The sequence below is a fragment of the Blastococcus sp. SYSU DS0753 genome (assembly GCF_054051175.1).
In genome coordinates, this window is the sequence record NZ_JBJHAT010000022.1 from 44,745 (window position 1) to 64,979 (window position 20,235).

13 protein-coding genes are annotated in these 20,235 nt (G+C 72.9%); 6 read left to right on the forward strand and 7 right to left on the reverse strand.

Going from position 1 to position 20,235, the window contains the following annotated elements; translation table 11 throughout:
- Nucleotides 1-50: 50 nt before the first annotated feature.
- The 3 genes from cds1 to ACI799_RS15680 all read right to left on the reverse strand — a co-directional run bounded on the left by cds1 (nt 51) and on the right by ACI799_RS15680 (nt 2,816).
- A complete protein-coding gene (gene cds1, locus ACI799_RS15670) occupies nt 51-1,148 on the reverse strand; it encodes an L-cysteine desulfhydrase Cds1 (RefSeq protein WP_456588882.1) in 1,098 nt (365 codons plus the stop codon).
- 5 nt (nt 1,149-1,153) lie between these two features.
- Entirely contained in the window at nt 1,154-1,933 is a 780-nt protein-coding gene (locus ACI799_RS15675) for an enoyl-CoA hydratase/isomerase family protein (protein WP_456588883.1), read from the reverse strand.
- 76 nt (nt 1,934-2,009) lie between these two features.
- Entirely contained in the window at nt 2,010-2,816 is an 807-nt protein-coding gene (locus ACI799_RS15680; protein WP_456613436.1) for an ABC transporter ATP-binding protein, read from the reverse strand.
- A gap of 70 nt (nt 2,817-2,886) precedes the next feature.
- Between ACI799_RS15680 and glgX the strand changes: the two genes are divergently transcribed.
- Entirely contained in the window at nt 2,887-5,037 is a 2,151-nt protein-coding gene (glgX, locus tag ACI799_RS15685) for a glycogen debranching protein GlgX (protein ID WP_456613437.1), read from the forward strand.
- A 142-nt stretch (nt 5,038-5,179) separates the two neighbouring features.
- Here the strand turns inward: glgX and ACI799_RS15690 are convergent, their stop codons facing one another.
- Nucleotides 5,180-6,133 carry an FHA domain-containing protein gene (locus ACI799_RS15690; protein ID WP_456613438.1) on the reverse strand — a complete coding sequence of 318 codons (954 nt, stop codon included), beginning with the start codon at nt 6,131-6,133 and terminating at the stop codon, nt 5,180-5,182.
- A gap of 121 nt (nt 6,134-6,254) precedes the next feature.
- On the reverse strand, nt 6,255-8,804 hold the full coding sequence (glgP, locus tag ACI799_RS15695) for an alpha-glucan family phosphorylase (RefSeq protein ID WP_456588887.1): 2,550 nt from the start codon (nt 8,802-8,804) through the stop codon (nt 6,255-6,257).
- Nucleotides 8,805-8,963: 159 nt separating this feature from the next.
- On the opposite strand from glgP, the gene ACI799_RS15700 reads away from it, so the two are divergent.
- From ACI799_RS15700 to ACI799_RS15720, 5 genes are all read left to right on the forward strand, one after another.
- Entirely contained in the window at nt 8,964-10,997 is a 2,034-nt protein-coding gene (locus ACI799_RS15700) for an alpha-1,4-glucan--maltose-1-phosphate maltosyltransferase (protein WP_456588888.1), read from the forward strand.
- 112 nt (nt 10,998-11,109) lie between these two features.
- Complete coding sequence (treS, locus tag ACI799_RS15705) at nt 11,110-12,927, forward strand: maltose alpha-D-glucosyltransferase (RefSeq protein ID WP_456599656.1); 1,818 nt, start codon at nt 11,110-11,112, stop codon at nt 12,925-12,927.
- Nucleotides 12,924-14,291 (forward strand): maltokinase N-terminal cap-like domain-containing protein, encoded by a 1,368-nt coding sequence (locus ACI799_RS15710; protein ID WP_456613439.1) that lies wholly within the window; start codon nt 12,924-12,926, stop codon nt 14,289-14,291. Before treS ends, ACI799_RS15710 begins: the two co-directional genes overlap by 4 nt.
- A gap of 52 nt (nt 14,292-14,343) precedes the next feature.
- Nucleotides 14,344-17,232 carry a 1,4-alpha-glucan branching protein GlgB gene (gene glgB, locus ACI799_RS15715; RefSeq protein ID WP_456613440.1) on the forward strand — a complete coding sequence of 963 codons (2,889 nt, stop codon included), beginning with the start codon at nt 14,344-14,346 and terminating at the stop codon, nt 17,230-17,232.
- 133 nt (nt 17,233-17,365) lie between these two features.
- Nucleotides 17,366-18,751, forward strand: a complete 1,386-nt coding sequence (locus ACI799_RS15720; RefSeq protein WP_456613441.1) for a neutral zinc metallopeptidase — start codon at nt 17,366-17,368, stop codon at nt 18,749-18,751.
- A gap of 53 nt (nt 18,752-18,804) precedes the next feature.
- Here the strand turns inward: ACI799_RS15720 and ACI799_RS15725 are convergent, their stop codons facing one another.
- Both ACI799_RS15725 and ACI799_RS15730 read right to left on the reverse strand, forming a co-directional pair.
- Nucleotides 18,805-19,764: a tetratricopeptide repeat protein gene (locus tag ACI799_RS15725; protein ID WP_456613442.1), complete on the reverse strand. Its 960-nt coding sequence runs from the start codon at nt 19,762-19,764 to the stop codon at nt 18,805-18,807.
- Between the two features lie 92 nt (nt 19,765-19,856).
- Nucleotides 19,857-20,216 carry a VOC family protein gene (locus ACI799_RS15730; RefSeq protein ID WP_456588894.1) on the reverse strand — a complete coding sequence of 120 codons (360 nt, stop codon included), beginning with the start codon at nt 20,214-20,216 and terminating at the stop codon, nt 19,857-19,859.
- Between the last annotated feature and the right edge of the window lie 19 nt (nt 20,217-20,235).

A 20,235-nucleotide genomic window follows, 5' to 3' on the forward strand; every position in this document is an offset into this window, starting at 1 on the left:
CGCGACCGACCAACGGTGCGTGGGCCCCGAGCGTTCCGCGACCGAGCGGCTCAGGCCGGTGGCCACTCCCCCGTCGTGGCGAACCGCCGGAGGATCTCGGTGTACGGGGCGAGGTCCAGCCCCTGCGCCGCGACCCAGTCGTCGGAGTAGTAGGTGCGCGCGTACCGCTCCCCGCCGTCGCACAGCAGGGTCACCACGCTCCCCTGCCGCCCGGCGGCGACCATCTCGGCGACCAGCCCGAAGGCGCCCCACAGGTTGGTGCCCGTCGAACCCCCCGCCCGGCGTCCGGTGACCTGCTCCAGGTGCCGCATCGCGGCCAGCGACGCCGCGTCGGGCACCGCGATCATCCGGTCGACGATGGTCGGCACGAACGAGGGCTCCACGCGCGGCCGCCCGATGCCCTCGATGCGCGACGGCGTCCCCGTCGTCCAGCCCGGCTCGCCGGCCGCGTACCCGGGGAAGAAGGCGGAGTTCTCCGGGTCGACCACGGCCAGCCGGGTCGGGTGCCGCCGGAACCGGAGGTACCGGCCGATGGTGGCGCTGGTCCCGCCGGTGCCGGCCCCGACCACGACCCACTCCGGCACCGGGTGCCGCTCGGCGGCGAGCTGCTCGAAGATCGACTCGGCGATGTTGTTGTTGCCGCGCCAGTCGGTGGCGCGTTCGGCGTAGGTGAACTGGTCGAGGTAGTGCCCCCCGCACTCGTCGGCGAGCCGGCGGGCCTCGTCGTACATCTCCGGGGCCCGGTCGACGAAGTGGCACCGCCCTCCGTGAAACTCGATGAGCGCCACCTTCTCCGGGCTGGTGGACCGCGGCATCACCGCGATGAAGGGCAGGCCGAGCATCCGGGCGAAGTAGGCCTCGCTCACCGCCGTCGACCCGCTGGAGGCCTCCACCACCGTGCTGCCCTCGGTGATCTGCCCCGAGCACAGCCCGTAGAGGAACAGCGACCGGGCCAGCCGGTGCTTGAGGCTGCCGGTCGGGTGGGTGGACTCGTCCTTGAGGTAGAGGTCGACCCCCCACTCGGGCGGCAGCGGGTAGACCAGCAGGTGGGTGTCCGCGCTGCGCCGCGCGTCGGCCTCGACGGCCGAGACGGCGCGGTCGACCCACGCCCGGCCGCCTGGGTCGGACCGGTCGACGACGGCGTCCACGGGGGTCAGCGGCCGGTGAATTCGGCCTTGCCCGGACCGTTCTCCAGGAAGGAGCGCATCCCGGACTTCTGGTCCTCGGTGTCGAACAGCTCGGCGAACAGCCGGCTCTCCAGGTCCAGCCCCTGCTCGATCGGCAGCTCGAGGCCCTCGTCGATCGCCCGCTTGGCCGCCGCCAGGGCCAGCGGCGGGCCGGCGGCGAGCTTGCGGGCCATGGCGAGTGCGGTGTCGTACACCTCGGCGTCGGGGACGACGGCGTCGGCGAGCCCCATCTCCAGGGCCTCCTCCGCACCGACGTGGCGGCCGGTGAACACCAGGTCCTTGGCCCGCGCCGGGCCGACCAGCCGGGCCAGGCGCTGGGTGCCGCCGGCGCCCGGGATGACGCCGAGCAGGATCTCGGGCTGGCCGATCTTCGCCCCCGCCCCCAGCACGCGGAAGTCGGCGCACAGCGCCAGCTCGTAGCCGCCGCCGAGCGCGTAGCCGGTGACGGCGGCGATGACGGGGCGCGGGATCCGCGCCACCGCGCGGAACGAGTCCTGCAGCTCCTTGCCCCACGCGGTCATGCCGGTGGCGTCGAGCTGCGACATCGCCTTGATGTCGGCGCCGGCGGCGAAGACCCGCTCCCCGCCGTAGATGACCACGGCACGCACGTCGTCGCGCTGCCCGGCCTCCAGCGCCGCGGCCCGCACCTCCAGGTGCAGCTGCTCGTCGATCGCGTTCATCTTCGGCCGGTCGAGCCGAATCGTGCCGACACCGTCGGCCACCTGCAGGGTCACGAATTCGGGCATGCGGGGAGCCTATCCGTGGCCCCCTCCAGGGGACCGCCCCGAGCGTGCGAGGGGTGGGAAGGAGGGGGTCCTTCTGCTAGCGAGCCCGGCGGGCGGTGAAGCGGCCGTCGGTGCGGGTCAGCTCGAGCGGGAGCCCGAAGGTGTCCGACAGGTGCCCGGCGGTGAGGACGTCGTCGGCCGCACCGGAGGCCACCACCTCGCCCTCCCGCAGCAGCAGCGCGTGGGTGTAGCCCGGCGGGATCTCCTCGACGTGGTGCGTGACCAGCACCTGCGCGGGCGCGTAGTGGTACTTCGCGAGGTCCGTCAGCCGGGCCACCAGGTCCTCGCGCCCGCCGAGGTCGAGGCCGGCGCCGGGCTCGTCCAGCAGCAGCAGCTCGGGGTCGGGCATCAGCGCGCGGGCGATCTGGGTCCGCTTGCGCTCACCTTCGCTGAGCGTGCCGAAGGGCCGGTGGGCGTACTGGGCCACCCCCCACTGCTGCATGAGGATCCCGGCCCGGGTCAGGTCGTGGACGTCGTAGCGCTCCCGCCAGCGGCCGACGACGGCGTAGCCGGCCGACACGACGATGTCGCCGGTCCTCTCCGACGGGGCGATCCGCTGGGCGAGCGAGGCGCTGGTCAGCCCGATGCGGGGCCGCAGCTCGAACACGTCGACGGCCCCGAGCGTCTCGCCCAGCAGCCGCACCTCTCCGCGGGTCGGGTGCAGCTGCGCGGCCGCCAGCTGCAGGAGCGTCGTCTTCCCCGCCCCGTTGGGGCCGAGCACCACCCAGCGCTGGTCCTCCTCCACCACCCAGTCGATGCCGCGGAGCAGGTGGTTCTGGCCCCGGACGACGTCGACCCCGGTCATCCGTACGACCGCCCCCTCGGGGGCGTCAGGGTTCGCCACGCCCCCATCCAACCAAGCGGCGCGGCGGTCGGTGCGCCCGCTCCGGGTGAGGACTTGGCACGATCGCCCGGTGACCGATCTCCCGGCCGCCGGCCACCCGCTCCTCGACGTGCTGCCCGGCGCGCCCGCCCCCCTGGGCGCGGTGTGGGACGGCCGCGGGACGAACTTCGCGCTGTGGTCGGCCGGCGCCTCCGCCGTCGACCTGTGCCTGTTCGACCCCGACGGCGCCGAGCACCGGCACCGCCTCGAGGAGACCACCCACCAGGTCTGGCACGGCCGGCTCCCGGGCATCGGCCCCGGGCAGCGCTACGGCTACCGCGTGCACGGCGGCTACGACCCGTTCTCGGGGCAGCGGTTCAACCCGGCCAAGCTGCTGCTCGACCCCTACGCGCGGGCCGTCGACGGCGAGCTCCGGCTGCACACCGCGCTCTTCGGCCACCCGTTCGGCGCCCCCGACTCCGCCGTCCCCGACGACCAGGACTCCGCGCCGTACGTGCCGCGCGGCGTCGTCGTGCACGACCCGTTCCCCTGGGACGGGGACCGCCCGCTGCGGCGCTCGTGGTCCGACACGGTCATCTACGAGGTGCACCTCAAGGGCGCGACCGCCCGTCATCCCGGGGTCCCGCCGCACCTGCGCGGCACGTACGCCGGGCTCGCCCACCCGGCGTTCGTCGAGCACCTGCTGGCCCTCGGCGTGACGGCGGTGGAGCTGCTGCCGGTGCACCAGTTCGTCAGCGAGCCGCACCTGCTGCGCCGCGGGCTGACCAACTACTGGGGTTACAACACCCTCGGCTACTTCGCACCGCACGCCGCCTACAGCTCCTCCGGCAGCGGCGGCGGGCAGGTGACCGAGTTCAAGACGATGGTGAAGGAGCTCCACGCCGCCGGTATCGAGGTGATCCTCGACGTGGTCTACAACCACACCGCCGAGGGTGACCACACCGGGCCGACCCTGTCGTTCAAGGGCATCGACAACCCCGGCTACTACCGGCTCGACGGCGGCAACCCGGCCCGTTACACCGACTACACCGGCTGCGGGAACACCCTCGACGTGCGCCGGCCGGCGGTCCTGGGGCTGCTCATGGACTCGCTGCGCTACTGGGTGACCGAGATGCACGTCGACGGCTTCCGCTTCGACCTCGCCTCCGCGCTTGCGCGCTCCATGCACGACGTCGACCGGCTGTCGGCGTTCTTCGACGTCGTGCACCAGGACCCCGTGGTCAGCCAGGTCAAGCTGATCGCCGAGCCGTGGGACATCGGCCCCGGCGGCTACCAGGTCGGCAACTTCCCGCCCCCGTGGACGGAGTGGAACGGCAAGTACCGCGACACCGTGCGGGACGTGTGGGCGGGCGCCCACGTCGGGGTGCGGGACCTCGCCTACCGGCTGACCGGCTCCTCGGACCTCTACCGCTCCGACGGCCGCCGTCCGTTCGCCAGCATAAACTTCGTCACCGCGCACGACGGCTTCCCCCTCGCCGACCTGGTGAGCTACGAGCACAAGCGCAACGAGGCCAACGGCGAGGAGAACCGGGACGGCGAGAGCCACAACCGGAACTGGAACTGCGGCGTCGAGGGGCCCACCGACGACCCGGAGGTGCTCGCCCTGCGCGCGCGCCAGGTGCGCAACCTCCTGGCCACGCTGCTGCTGTCCACCGGGGTGCCGATGCTCACCGCCGGTGACGAGCTGGGCCGCACCCAGGGGGGCAACAACAACGCCTACTGCCAGGACAACGAGATCTCCTGGCTGGACTGGGACAACGCCGACGAGGACCTGCTCGCCTTCGTCACCCGGCTGGTCCGGCTCCGGCGCGGCGCCCCGGTGCTGCGGCAGGAGGCGTTCTTCGAGGGGCACGAGCTGGCCGGCACCGGCGGCACCCGCGACCTGGCGTGGTTCGCCCCGGGTGGAGGTCAGCTCACCACCGGGCACTGGTTCGACACCGGGCTGCAGACGGTAGGCATGTACCTCGACGGCCGCGGCATCCGGCACCGCGACGAGCACGGCCACCCGGTGGTCGACGACTCCTACCTGGTGCAGGTGCACGCCGGGCCCGACCCGGTGACCGTCGAGCTCCCCGGCCCGCCGTGGGCCGACGGCTACGAGCTGGTGCTCTCCACCGAGTACGCCCGCGGCACCCCGCCGGAGCCGACCTTCGTGGCCCCGGGGCCGCTGGTGATGCCCGGCCGCTGCGTCTGGCTGCTCCGCGTCGAACGCCGCCCCTGAGACGTCGACTGCGCAGTTGTTGCCGCCGACACGCGGCGGCACGCCGTCCTGAGCTGCATCAACTGCGCAGTCGGGCGGCCCCCACGACGCACGAGAGCCCCCGGTCCTGGTGACCGGGGGCTCTCGGTGGTTCGCCCTGCAGTTACTCCTGCGGCTGCTCGAAGGTGATGACGGTCCAGCCCAGCAGCAGGCGGTCGCCGTCGGAGAGCGGGTGGGCCACACCCGGCTCCAGCTGGGTCCACTCGGTGGCCTCGGGGCCGGCGACGTGGGTGCCGTTGAGCGAGCCGAGGTCGACCAGCGAGACCTCGCGGCCGTTGCGGGTCAGCGCGGCGTGGGCGGAGGAGAGCACGTTCTGGGTGTCGGCTATCGGCACCGCACGCGCCGAGCCGCTGGAGACCATCTCGTGGTTGTCGGGACGCCGGCCGAGCACGAGGTCCTCGTCGATGGTGACCACCATGCCGTCGTCGAACCGCAGGATCGGGGTGGCCTCGGCGGGGTCCGGCCGCCAGAAGGCGGTCTGCTCCCCCGAGTCGGGGCGGGCCGACGCCGCCGAGGAGCCCCGGCCGGCGCCGAAGCCCGCGTCCGTGCCCGCAGAGAACGACGACTGCGCCGCCGCCACCGGTGCCGCGGCGACCGGCGCCGCACCGGCCAGGTGCAGCGTGGCGCTGCCGCCGGGCACGGTGCCCTCGACCAGGTCGTAGCTCACCCCCGGCGGGGTGCGCGGCGCCGACTGCCCCGGGCCCACGTAGAGCGACTGCCCCAGCGAGAAGCCGGCCGCGAGCGTGCCGCCCTCGACCGACGACCCGGAGACCGGGACGCCGTCGACGGCCGGCTGCCCCTTGCCCGCCCACAGCGCGACACCGGTTCCGGCGTCGGCGGTGACGACGAGGGCGAAGGACACGCTGCCGGAGGCGAGGGAGCTCAGCTGACCGGCGACGGCGGCGAGGACGCGGTCGGCCCCGGGACCCGTCACGCCCAAGCAGGCGTGCAGGGCCGACACGAGGGCGGGCGAGCCGGGAGCGTCGACCCACAGCAGGCCGCCGCCACGGCGGGCGACGACGGCATCTCCGGGGAGGACTTCACAGCGGTCGGGCATGGCGTCCAGCCTAGTGATCCGCGAGCGGTCTGGCTGGGCGCGGGCCGACGCCACGCCGGGGCGTCACGACGTCACACGGTGTCGCTGGGGCCGACGTGGTGGATGAGCCGGCTGAGCCCGGCTACGCCGTGCTCACCACGCCGAGCTCCGCCGGATCGGCGAGGTGCTCCGAGTGCGGGAGGACGCGCACCGTGTAGCCGAAGGCGCCCGTCCGCTCCAGCGGCACGGTGGCGGTGAACCAGTGGCGCGTCCCGTCCGCGTGCTCGTGGGCCATGGGCACGGTGGTCACCTCGTGCAGCCCGTCGGCGTCGTCGACCCGGCCGTAGGCGGCCTGCACCTGGACGTCGCCGGGCTGCAGCCCCGGCAGCTCGACCTCGGCCCGCAGCGCGAGGGTCGAGCCGATCTCCGGGGTGTCGCCGGCGCCGGTCGCCTCGACGTGGGCGACGCGCACGTCGTGCCACTGGGACAGCAGGTGCGCCCGCCACGAGGCCTCGGTGCGCGCCGGTGCGTAGCCGTCGGCGGCCATAGCACGGGCCGAGCCGGCCGCCGGCACGTACAGCCCGCGGACGTAGTCGCGGACCATCCGGGTGGCCAGGACCTTGGGGCCGGTCTCGCGCAGGGTGTGCCGCACCATCTCCACCCAGCGGCCCGGCACGCCGTCGCTGTCCCGCTCGTAGAAGCGCGGCAGCACCTGGGTGCTCAGCAGGTCGTAGATCGCCCGGGCCTCCACCTCGTCGCGGCGGTCGGAATCGGCGACGCCGTCGGCGGTGGGGATCGCCCAGCCGTTCTGCCCGTCGAACCACTCGTCCCACCAGCCGTCGCGGATGGAGAGGTTCAGGCCGCCGTTGAGCGCGGCCTTCATGCCCGAGGTGCCACAGGCCTCGAGCGGGCGCAGCGGGTTGTTCAGCCAGACGTCGCAGCCCCAGTAGAGGTAGCGCGCCATCCCGATGTCGTAGCCGGGCAGGAACGCGATCCGGTGGCGGATCTCCGGGTCGTCGGCGAACTCCACCATCTGCTGGATGAGCCGCTTGCCGCCGTCGTCCGCGGGGTGGCTCTTCCCGGCGATGACCAGCTGCAGGGGTCGCTCGGGGTCCAGGAGGAGGGCCTTGAGCCGCTCCGGGTCGCGCAGCATCAGCGTCAGCCGCTTGTACGAGGGCACCCGGCGGGCGAAGCCGATGGTGAGCACGTCGGGGTCGAAGGCGGTGTCGGTCCACCCGACCTCCGTCTCGGTGGCACCGCGGGACAGCGCGGTCTCCCGGATCCGCCGGCGCACCTCCTCGACGAGGCGGCCCCGCAGCGCCCGGCGGACGCCCCACAGGACGTCGGCGGGGATCTTGTCGACGCCGTCGAAGTGCACCGGCCCGTCGACCGTGACCGGATCGCCCTGGCTGGAGGTCTGGGTGCCCATCTCCACCAGCTCGCGCGCGGTCCAGGTGGGGGCGTGCACGCCGTTGGTGATGGAGCTGATGGGCACGTCACTCTCGTCGAAGCCCGGCCACAGGTCGTTGAACATCCCCCGGCTGACGTGCCCGTGCAGCGCGCTCACCCCGTTGGCCCGCTGGCCCAGGCGCAGGCCCATGTGCGCCATGTTGAACTTCGTCGGGTCGTCCTCGGCGCCCAGCGGGAGCAGCTGGTCCATCGGCACGCCGAAGCCGGTGAAGTAACGCTCGATGAGCGCCTTCGGGAACCGGTCGATGCCGGCCGGCACGGGGGTGTGGGTGGTGAAGACGGTGCCCGCGCGCACGGCCTGGAGCGCCTCGGCGAAGGTGAGACCGTGCGCCTCGGTGAGCTCCCGGATGCGCTCGACGCCCTGGAAGCCGGCGTGGCCCTCGTTGGCGTGGAACACCTCCGGCTGCGGGGTGCCGGTCAGCGAGCAGTAGGCGCGCAGCGCCCGCACCCCGCCGATGCCCAGCAGCATCTCCTGCCGGAGGCGGTGGTCCTCGTCGCCGCCGTAGAGCCGGTCGGTGACCAGCCGCTCGCCCGGGGCGTTCTCCTCGATGTCGCTGTCCAGCAGCAGCAGCGAGACCCGCCCGACCTGCGCGCGCCAGACGTGCGCGTGCAGGGTCCGCCCCTCCGGCAGCGGCACGGTGATGACCACGGCCGAGCCGTCGGCCTGGCGGAGCAGCTTGATCGGCAGGCCGTGCGGGTCCAGCGAGGGGTAGTGCTCGAGCTGCCACCCGTCGGCGGACAGCCCCTGGCTGAAGTAGCCGGCCCGGTACAGCAGGCCCACGCCGATCAGCGGTACGCCGAGGTCGGAGGCGGCCTTCAGGTGGTCGCCGGCGAGGATGCCCAGGCCGCCGGAGTACTGCGGGAGCACCTCGCTGATGCCGAACTCGGCGGAGAAGTAGGCGATGCTCCGCGGCGCCTCGTCGCCCAGCGACTGGTACCAGCGCGGGGTGGCGAGGTACTCCTCCAGGTCGTCGACGGCGTCGGTCAGCCGGCGGACGAACCGCCGGTCCTTGGCCAGGGTGGCCAGGCGTTCGGCCGACACCTCCCCCAGCACGCGCACCGGGTCGCCGCCGCAGCGGCCCCACAGATCGGGGTCGAGGGCCTCGAACAGATCGCGGGTCTCGACGTGCCAGGACCAGCGCAGGTTCGTCACCAGCTGGGAGAGCGGCAGGAGCGGCTCCGGCAGAGCCGCGCGGACGGTGAACCGACGAAGAGCTCGCACCCGGCGAGCCTAACGAGTCGCGGGCCCTCCGTCGCGTCCGTCGCGCGGTGCCCCGTGGAGCCCGCCGGAGCAGGCCACCGACCCCGGACGGGTGAGGTGGGAGCTGCGGACGAGCGGCCGAGATGCTGGTGAGGCGGCAGCTCAGTAGCGTGGTCGCCGATGACTGGCCGCGCTGATCTCCGCCTCGGCATCACCGATGTCGCCCCCGTCGTGTCCTGCGGGTCCTTCTCGGCCCGCGCGGTGGTCGGTGAACACCTGCCGATCACCGCCACCGTCTTCCGCGAGGGCCACGACGCCGTCGCGGCCAACGTCGTGTGGATCCCACCCGGCGCCGAGGACGACCCCGGCCCGCTGCGCCGCCTGGCGAAGCACGGGCAGGAGCCCGACCGCTGGCTCACCACCGTGGTCCCCGACCGCGAGGGCTCCTGGTCCTTCCGCATCGAGGCCTGGAGCGACCCCCTGGCCACCTGGCGGCACGCCGTCGAGGTCAAGGTCGAGGCCGGCCAGGGCGCCGACGAGCTGGCCAACGACCTGGAGGAGGGCGCCCGGCTGCTCGACCGGGTGGCCGCGGACGCCGAGGAGGACTGGCGCGGCCGGGTGGAGGCCGCCGCCGCCGCGCTCCGCGACACCTCGCAGGAGCTGACCGTGCGCATCGCCCCGGCGCTGGCCGCCGGGCTCCAGCGCTACCTCTACGAGCACCCGGTGCGCGAGCTGGTCACCCGCTCCCCCCGGTACGAGGTGTGGGTCGACCGTCGCGAGGCCCTCTACGGCTCCTGGTACGAGTTCTTCCCGCGGTCGGAGGGGCCCGTCGTCGGCGGCGTCCCGACGCACGGCACCTTCACCACCGCCGCCGACCGGCTGCCGGCGATCGCGGACATGGGCTTCGACGTCGTCTACCTGCCCCCGATCCACCCGATCGGCAAGGTCAACCGCAAGGGCCCGAACTCCAGCCAGTTCCCCGGCGGCAACCCGCACGACGTGGGCCCCGACGACGTGGGCTCCCCGTGGGCCATCGGCAGCGACGAGGGCGGGCACGACGCCGTCCACCCGCAGCTGGGCACCATGGACGACTTCAAGGCCTTCGTCGCCCGCACCCGGGAGCTGGGCATGGAGGTCGCGCTCGACTTCGCGCTGCAGGCCGCGCCGGACCACCCGTGGGTCGAGACCCATCCGGAGTGGTTCACGACCAAGCCCGACGGCACGATCGCCTACGCGGAGAACCCGCCGAAGAAGTACCAGGACATCTACCCGATCAACTTCGACAACGACCCCGAGGGCATCTACGCGGAGTGCCGCCGGGTGATCCAGGTGTGGATCGACGCCGGGGTGACGATCTTCCGCGTCGACAACCCGCACACGAAGCCGCTGAACTTCTGGCACTGGCTGATCTGGGACGTCAAGCAGAGCCACCCCGACGTGCTCTTCCTCGCCGAGGCGTTCACCCGGCCGGCGATGATGCACCAGCTGGCGCGCATCGGCTTCACGCAGTCCTACACGTACTTCACGTGGCGCACCGGGCGCGAGGAGCTGGAGGAGTACGGCCGGGAGCTGGCCGCGAACAGCCACTACATGCGGCCCAACTTCTTCGTGAACACCCCGGACATCCTCCACGAGTCGCTGCAGTTCGGTGGCCCGCCGATGTTCAAGATCCGCGCCGTGCTCGCGGCGATGATGAGCCCCACCTGGGGCGTCTACTCCGGGTTCGAGCTCTTCGAGCACGTGGCGGTGAAGCCGGGCAGCGAGGAGTACCTGGACAGCGAGAAGTACCGGCTGCGCCCGCGCGACTGGGCCGGCGCGGAGGCGTCCGGCCGGAGCCTCGCCCCGTACCTGCGACGGCTCAACGAGGTCCGGCGCGCCCACCCGGCGCTGCAGCAGCTGCGCACGCTGCGCTTCCACCAGGTCGACAACCCCAGCCTGCTCTGCTTCTCCAAGACCGACCCGGGCTCGGACGACGCCGTCATCGTCGTCGTGAACCTGTCCAGCCGCGACACCCAGATCGGGACGACGGCGCTGGACCTGCCGGCGCTGGGCCTGGACTGGCACGAGCGATTCGGGGTCACCGACGAGCTGACCGGCGCCCGCTACGACTGGGGCCAGTTCAACTACGTGGAGCTCGACCCCTACCGGGAGCCCGCCCACGTCTTCGCGGTCACCTTCCCGCGGCCCGTGCAGTTCCCCCCGCCGGTCGACTGAAAGAGGACCCGCCTGCCCCCCACCCCCACCGCTCGCGCGCTCGCGGCGGGCCCCGGCAGGCGGGCCGCGCACTTCCACCCCAGGCACGACAGGAGAGGGGCACCCGCTCCCGATGAACGTTCCCGTCCCCGACTCCCCCTCGCACCGGTCCGCGCTCCCGCCGCCGGGCACCGACCCCGAGTGGTACAAGCGCGCGGTCTTCTACGAGGTGCTCGTCCGCGGCTTCGCCGACAGCAACGCCGACGGCGTCGGCGACCTGCGCGGCATGAAGGACAAGCTGGACTACCTGCAGTGGCTCGGCGTCGACTGCCTGTGGCTGCCACCGTTCTTCGCCTCCCCGCTGCGCGACGGCGGCTACGACGTCAGCGACTACACGGCGGTGCTGCCCGAGTTCGGCACCATCGAGGACTTCAAGGAGTTCCTCGACGAGGCCCACGCCCGGGGCATGCGCGTGATCATCGACTTCGTCATGAACCACACCTCGGACCAGCACCCGTGGTTCCAGGCCAGCCGCAGCGACCCCGACGGCCCGTACGGCGACTTCTACGTCTGGGCCGACGACGACACCGGCTACGCCGACGCCCGGATCATCTTCGTCGACACCGAGAGCTCCAACTGGACGTTCGACCCGGTGCGCAAGCAGTACTTCTGGCACCGGTTCTTCTCCCACCAGCCCGACCTGAACTTCGAGAACCCGAAGGTGCAGGAGGCGATCATCGACGCCCTGCGCTTCTGGCTGGACCTCGGCATCGACGGCTTCCGGCTCGACGCCGTGCCCTACCTCTTCGAAGAGGAGGGCACCAACTGCGAGAACCTCCCGCGCACCCACGAGTTCCTCAAGGAGGTGCGCAAGGTCGTCGACGCCAACTACCCGGACACGGTGCTGCTGTGCGAGGCCAACCAGTGGCCGGCTGACGTCGTCGAGTACTTCGGCGAGAACGGCGACGAGTGCCAGATGGCGTTCCACTTCCCCGTCATGCCGCGCCTGTTCATGGCGGTGCGCCGGGAGCAGCGCTTCCCCATCTCGGAGATCATGGCGCAGACGCCGGACATCCCGGACAACTGCCAGTGGGGCGTCTTCCTCCGCAACCACGACGAGCTGACCCTCGAGATGGTCACCGACGAGGAACGCGACTACATGTGGGACGAGTACGCCAAGGACCCCCGCATGAAGGCCAACATCGGCATCCGCCGGCGGCTGGCCCCGCTGCTGGACAACGACATCAACACCCTCGAGCTGTTCAACGCGCTCCTGCTGAGCCTGCCGGGCTCCCCGGTCCTCTACTACGGGGACGAGATCGGCATGGGCGACAACATCTGGCTCGGTGACCGCGACGGCGTCCGGACGCCGATGCAGTGGACCCCGGACCGCAACGGCGGGTTCTCCACCGCCGACCCCCAGCGCATGTACCTGCCGCTCAACGCCGACCCGGTGTACGGCTACCAGGTCACCAACGTCGAGGCCCAGCTGCGCAACACCAACTCGCTGCTGCAGTGGGTCCGGCGGATGATCCAGGTCCGCGGCCAGCACCCCACCTTCGGGCTGGGCAGCTACGCCGAGATCGGCTCGCGCAACCCCACGGTGCTCTCGTTCGTGCGCGAGTTCGGCGACGACGTCGTGCTCTGCGTCAACAACCTGTCGCGCTTCCCGCAGCCGGTCGAGCTGGACCTGCGCCGCTTCGAGGGCTACACGCCGATCGAGCTCACCGGGCGGGTGGAGTTCCCGCAGATCGGCGTCCTGCCGTACATGCTCACCCTCGCCGGCCACGGCTTCTACTGGTTCGAGCTCTCCAAGCCGACCGAGCCCGCCGCCGACGAGCACGAGGACTGGGCCAGCGCCACCTCCAGCGCCGTGGCCGACTCCCTGCTGGCCGCGGGCGTGGTGAGCGCCGCCGACGAGCCGTCCGACGAGTCCGGAGATGCCCGATGAGCGCACTGATCGACCTGTTCCGCGAGTGGATCCCGCAGCAGCGGTGGTTCGGCGGCAAGGGCCGCGAGTGGGCCGGGGTCACCGAGGACGGCTTCTTCCTCGACCGCGGCAACCCGGTGCTGTCGGTGCACCGGGTGCGGATCGAGTACACCGACGGCGCCCGCGACACCTACCTGGTGCCGATCTCCTGGCGCGACCAGCAGGCCGAGGAGCTGGGAGCGGCCTACATCGGCGCGGTCGTGGGCGAGGGGCAGGAGACCTACGCCTACGACGCGATGCGCGATCGGGAGGCCACCGCGCCGTGGCTGATCCACCTGGCCAACGGCTCCTCGGTGGGCCCGATGAACTTCTCCCCCGCCGGCGAGGGCGACATCCCCGCTGGCCTGCCGGGCGACATCGTCTCGACCGAGCAGAGCAACACCTCGCTGGTGTACGGCCAGGAGGCGATCCTCAAGCTCTTCCGGCGGCTGGAGCCCGGGCTCAACCCCGACGTCGAGATCCACGGCGCCCTGCGCCGGACCGACAACGAGCACATCGCCCCGCTGCTGGGTCACGTGGAGATCGACGACCCGGCGGGCGGCGAACCGGCCACCGTGGCCATGCTCCAGACGTTCGTGCCCAACGCCAGCGACGGCTGGCGGCTGGCGACCGCGAGCGTCCGCGACCTGTACGCCGAGGGTGACCTGCACGCCGACGAGGTGGGTGGGGACTTCGCGGCCGACAGCGAGCGGCTGGGTGCGGCGACCGCCTCGGTGCACGCCGACATGGCTGCGGTCCTCCCCACGGAGGAGGCCGCGCCGGACTGGTACCCGACCGTGGCCCGGCAGATGTCCGAGCGGCTCGACGCCGCGATCGAGATCGTGCCGCAGCTGCAGGAGCACGCGGACGCGCTGCGCCAGGTCTACGCCGCCGTCGCCGAGAGCGGCGAGCAGGTCGTCCGCCAGCGGGTGCACGGCGACCTCCACCTGGGCCAGGTGCTGCGCACCGCCACCGGCTGGATCATCCTCGACTTCGAGGGTGAGCCGGCCCGCCCGCTCGTGTCCCGCCGGGAGCTCGACAGCCCGCTGCGCGACGTCGCCGGCATGCTGCGCAGCTTCGACTACGCGGCCCGGCACCTGCTCGTCGAGCAGCCGGAGGACCCGCAGCGCGAGTACCGCGCCCAGGAGTGGGCGGCACGGAACCGGGCCGCCTTCTGCGCCGGCTACTCCGAGGCCAGCGGCCTGGACCCGTGCGGGGAGTCACCACTCCTTCGGGCGTTCGAGGCCGACAAGGCGGTTTACGAATGCGTCTACGAGGCGAGGAACCGTCCGCACTGGCTGATGATCCCGCTCCAGTCGATCGCCCGGCTCGCCGGCCGCGACTGAGCTCCCGAACCGACGGACCAGAGCACCGAGAACGGACGAGGACGGCGAGACGATGACGACCGACGACCGAGGCGAGAGCCACGTGGCCGACAAGGACGATCTGCAGCGCGCCGTGGACCGGAAGGTGGCCGAGGCCGAGGCAGCTGCCGGCGGCCCGGTCGTGAACGCCGAACCGGCGAAGAAGACGACCCGCCGCGCCGCGGCGAAGAAGGCGCCCGCCGAGAAGGCCACCCCCGCCGAGAAGGCGCCCGCGAAGAAGGCCCCGGCCGCGAAGAAGGCGGCGCCGGCCAAGAAGGCGACCCCGGCCAAGAAGGCGGCCGCCGCCGACGCGGCGACGCCCACCACGAGGGCGACGGCAACCAAGCGGGCGACGGCGAAGAAGGTCGCCGCCGCGACCACGGCCACCGAGGCCACGCCGGAGCCCGGCAGCGAGGACACCGAGATCACCGCCAACCCGGTGGTGGCCCCCGCCCCCGTCGCCGAGCCCGGCTCCCCCAGCGGCGCCCCGGCCGGGCAGCCGGAAGCCCCCGACCCCGACCCGGCCCAGCCCGACACCCCGCAGGCGCCGACCGAGGACCGGGCGGCCACCGGGGGCTCGGCGGAGCCGGCTGCGCCGGTCCTGCCGGCCGGCGCTCCGTCCCCCGCCGGCGGTACGACCGCCGGCGCCGCCGAGGACAGCGGGATCGAGGAGTTCGGCGAGGAGGACCTCCGGGCGATCGTCGAAGGCTGGTCGCACGACCCGCACCGCATCCTCGGCGCGCACCGCACGGCCGAGGGCTGGGCGGTGCGCACGTTGCGGCCCGATGCGGTCAGCGTCGCCGTCCTCGACGAGGACGGCAGCCGGTACGAGGCCGAGCGCCTGCACGACGGGGGCATCCACGAGGCGCGCCTCCCCCGCCAGCCCGGGGACTACCGGATCGAGGTGGTCTACGGGGACGGGCAGGGCGGCACGACCACGCACACGGTCGACGACCCCTTCCGCTGGCTGCCCACGCTCGGACCGGTCGACGAGCACCTGATCCGCGAGGGGCGCCACGAGCGGCTGTGGGAGGTGCTCGGCGCGCACGTCCGGCGGTACGAGACGCCGCGCGGCACGGTCGAGGGCGTCTCCTTCGCCGTCTGGGCGCCCAGCGCGCGCGGCGTGAAGGTCACCGGCGACTTCGACTACTGGGAGGCCCGCGCCTACCCGATGCGGGTGCTCGGGTCCTCCGGTGTCTGGGAGATCTTCATCCCCGGGGTGCAGGTCGGCACCCGCTACCGCTACCACGTCCTGGGTGCCGACGGGACCTGGCGCGAGAAGTCCGACCCGCTCGCGTTCGCCACCGAGGTGCCGCCCCTGAACGCGTCCGTGGTGACGGAGTCCACCTACGAGTGGCGCGACGACGCCTGGCTGACCGAGCGCGCCGAGGCCGGGTGGCACCAGCGCCCGATGAGCGTCTACGAGGTCCACGCCGGCTCGTGGCGCGAGGGGCTGTCCTACCGCGAGATGGCCGACGAACTGGTCGACTACGTCCGAGAGGCCGGCTTCACCCACATCGAGTTCATGCCGCTGGCCGAGCACCCCTTCGGCGGCTCCTGGGGCTACCAGGTCACCTCCTACTACGCGCCCACCTCCCGTTTCGGCACCCCGGACGACCTGCGGTACCTGATCGACCGGGCACACCAGGCCGGTATCGGGATCATCGTCGACTGGGTGCCCGCCCACTTCCCCAAGGACGAGTGGGCGCTGGCCCGCTTCGACGGGACGCCGCTCTACGAGCACGGTGACCCGCGCCGGGGCGAGCAGTTGGACTGGGGCACCTACGTCTTCGACTTCGGCCGGTCGGAGGTCCGCAACTTCCTGGTCGCGAACGCGCTGTACTGGTGCAAGGAGTTCCACATCGACGGCATCCGCGTCGATGCGGTCGCCTCGATGCTCTACCTGGACTACTCCCGCAGCGAGTGGGAGCCCAACAAGTACGGCGGCCGGGAGAACCTGGAGGCGGTGGCCTTCCTCCAGGAGTTCAACGCGACCGTCTACCGCGAGGTCCCCGGCGTCATGACGATCGCCGAGGAGTCGACCGCCTGGCCCGGCGTCACCCGGCCGACCCACCTGGGCGGGCTGGGTTTCGGCTTCAAGTGGAACATGGGCTGGATGCACGACTCGCTCGCCTACGTCGAGCGGGAGCCGGTCTACCGCAGCTACCACCACGGCCAGCTGACGTTCTCGATGCACTACGCGTACAGCGAGAACTACGTGCTGCCGATCAGCCACGACGAGGTCGTGTACGGCAAGGGGTCCATGCTGCGGAAGATGCCCGGGGACCGGTGGCAGCAGCTGGCCAACCTGCGCGCCTACCTGGCCTACATGTGGGCCCACCCCGGCAAGCAGCTGCTGTTCATGGGATCGGAGTTCGCCCAGGACTCCGAGTGGGCGGAGAGCCGCTCGCTGGACTGGTGGCACCTCGACGACCCCGCGCACCGCGGCATCCTCCAGCTGGTCACCGACCTCAACGGCCGGTACAAGGAGCTCGACGCCCTCTGGTCGCTGGACGTCGACCCGGCCGGCTTCCAGTGGATCGACGCCAACGACGCCTCGGGCAACGTGCTGTCCTTCCTGCGCTACGGGGCCGCCCCGCAGGGAGCCGGAGCCGCGGCGGACCCCGCGGAGGGCAGCGAAGAGGGCACCGGAGAGGGCACCGCCGAGGAGACGGTCGCGGGCTCCGCGCTGGCCTGCGTCGTCAACTTCTCCGGCGCCCCGCACCACGAGTACCGCATCGGGCTGCCCCGCCCCGGGCACTGGCGCGAGGTGCTCAACACCGACGCCGAGGGCTACGGCGGCTCCGGCGTCGGCAACTACGGCGGGATCGAGGCCGAGGCGGAGCCCTGGCACGGCCAGCCGTACTCGGCGACGATCTCGGCACCGCCGCTGGGCACCGTCTGGTTCCTGCACGAGGGCTGATCCAGCGTTCCACCACCCGGCCGCGCCGCTCCGGCGCTGCCGGGTGGTGGCCGGGTCCTGCGCCACCGGGCATGCTGTGCGGCGCGCGACCGCCCGGACGCGCGCCCCGCACCGCCTGGAGGAGCCCCACCGGATGAGAGAGCTGCTGCGCCGGGTGGCCCCCCTGGTGGCCGCGGGACTGGTGCTCTCCGGCTGCGCCACCGGCACGGTCCGCGGGGAGGCCACTCCCCTCGACGGGGCGCCGACCGATGTGCCGGCCGAGCAGTTCCCGATCACCGGCGTGAGCGACGAGCCGATCGACCAGTTCGCCCGCAACGCCCTGGCCGACCTCGAGACCTTCTGGACACAGGCCTACCCCGAGTACTTCGGGGAGGAGTACACCCCGCTGGAGGGCTACTTCTCCGTGGACTCCGAGGACCTGGACGGGAACGCCTACCCCGAGACCGGGATCGGCTGCGCGGGCTCCCCCACCGCGCCGGAGGACGTGGCCGGCAACGCGTTCTACGACCCGGCCTGCGACGTCATCGCCTACGACCGGGCGCTGCTGGAGGAGCTTTCCGACGACTACGGACGCTTCCTCGTGCCGGTGATCATGGCGCACGAGTTCGGGCACGCCATGCAGGGCCGGTTCGGCTTCGCCGAGTCCGGGCGCAGCATCCAAGACGAGACCCAGGCCGACTGCCTCGCCGGCGCCTGGACCCGCTGGGTCGCCGACGGGGAGGCCGCGCACGTGTCCCTGCGCGAGCCGGAGCTCGACGACGTCGTCCGGGGGTTCCTCCTGCTCCGTGACGACGTAGGCAGCGACCCGGACGACGTCGAGGCGCACGGCTCTTACTTCGACCGCGTCTCGGCCTTCTACGACGGCTTCGAGAGCGGTCTGGGCACCTGCCGCGACGCGTTCGGCGAGGACCGGCTGTTCACCGCCGCGGAGTTCACTCCGACCGACCTCAACCAGGGGAACGCCTACTTCGCCGACATCGTCGACTGGGTGGGCGCCACCCTGCCCGCCTTCTGGGGCGACGTCTTCCCCGCGGCCTTCGGCGGTCGGTTCGAGGAACCCGAGATCGCCGGGTTCGACGGCAGCGCCCCGGCCTGCGACGGGCTCGACGGCCGGGATCTGGGCTACTGCCCCGACGAGCTGACCGTCTACATCGACGAGACCGACCTCGCGGTACCGGCCTACGACGAGATCGGCGACTTCGCGCTGGCCACGGCCATGGCCCTCCCCTACGCGCTCGCGGTGCGCGACCAGGCCGGCCTGTCGGTGGACGACGGCGAGGCGACCCGGTCGGCGGTCTGCCTTACCGGCTGGTATCAGGCGCAGTGGTACAACGCCGAGTTCGTCGACGTGGTCGAGGCCGAGATCAGCCCGGGCGACCTCGACGAGGCCGTGCAGTTCCTGCTGCGCTACGGCGTCGACGAGCAGGTGTTCCCCGACACCGACGCCTCGGGCTTTGAGCTGGTCGGCGCCTTCCGCAGCGGCTTCCTCGACGGCGGCGAGGCCTGCGACATCCGGTGAAGGCCCGCTCCTCTCCCCGCTCGCATGCGCGCGGGAAGAGGAGCGGGGCCGGCTCAGAACAGCGCGGCGGTGAGCTGACGGCGGGCCGCGGCGACGCGCGGGTCCTGGTCGCCGACGACCGAGAAGAGCTCCACCAGGTGCTTGCGCGCCTGGTCGCGGTCCTCGCCCCCGGTGCGGCGGACGACGTCGAGCAGCCGGTCGAAGGCGGCCTCGATGTCGCCGGTGCCCAGCAGGAAGTCCGCGGCCCGTGTCTGCGCGGCGACGTCGTCGGGCGCGGCGTCCGCGGCGGCCAGCGCCTCCGGCCCCGCCTCCTCCGCCCGGCGGAACAGCCGCACCTGGCGCACGGCGATGCTGGCGTCGGGGTGGTCGGGCTCCTCGGCGAGGATCGCCTCGTAGGCGGCCTCGGCCGCGGCGAGGTCACCACGCTCGAGCGCGGCCTCGGCGGCGTCCAGCCGCGGATCCTCCACCTCCTGGGGCTGGGCGCCGGGGACCGCGCCGCCGGTGGTGGCCTGCACCAGCTCGGTGACGAACTGGCGGGCCTGCTCCTCGGGGATGGCCCCGGTGAACTCGGCGACCAGCTGCCCCTGCCACACCGCCTTGACGGCGGGGATGCCCTGGACGCGCAGCCCCTGGGCCAGCGCCGGGTTGGCCTCGACGTCGACCTTCGCCAGCACCCAGGAGCCGCCGCCCTCGACGGCCAGCCGCTCGAGCACCGGGGAGAGCTGCTTGCACGGACCGCACCACTCGGCCCACAGGTCGAGCACCACCGGCACCTGGAACGAACGGTCCAGCACCTCGGCCTGGAACGTGGCCTCGGTGACGTCGACGACGGCGCCGCCCGCCGCGCCCGCCGGCGCGGAGGCGCTGGGCGGCGGGGCGGTCTGGGCGCGTGCTGCGGCCTCCGAGCGGGCCTTGACGGCGGCGAGGTCGACGGCGCCGGCCATGGCGGCGGCCATCTGGGCCTGCTGTGCCTGCGCGCGCGGGTCGGGGCGTCCGGGACGGGTCGGCTGCATGACCTCGATCATCCCACCCCGCGCACGCCGGTCCTACCGGCCGCCCCTGCTCGTGCCACCCGCGCCCCCCGTGGCGCATCGAGCGGCCCCGGTCAGGCCTCCGACCAGACACCCAGCTCGTTGCCGTCCGGGTCCGCGAAGTGGAACCGCCGACCGCCGGGGAACGGGTAGGGGCCCTCGGTCACCCGACCGCCGGCGGCCGCCACGGCGGCGACCGTGCGGTCGAGGTCGGCCGAGAAGAGCAGGACGAGCGGGCCGCCGGGCCGAGGCGGCTGCTCGTCGACCCGCAGGCCGCCGGCCTCCGGGCCGCCCGCGCCGCGGATCCCGGCGTAGGCCGGCCCGTAGTCGGTGAAGTCCCAGCCGAACGCCTCGGCGTAGAAGCGCTTCGCCCGCTCCAGGTCGGTGACGGTCAGCTCGACGTAGTCGATGGCGTGGTGCACGTGGTCGGTCATGCCCGGCATCGTGCCGGGC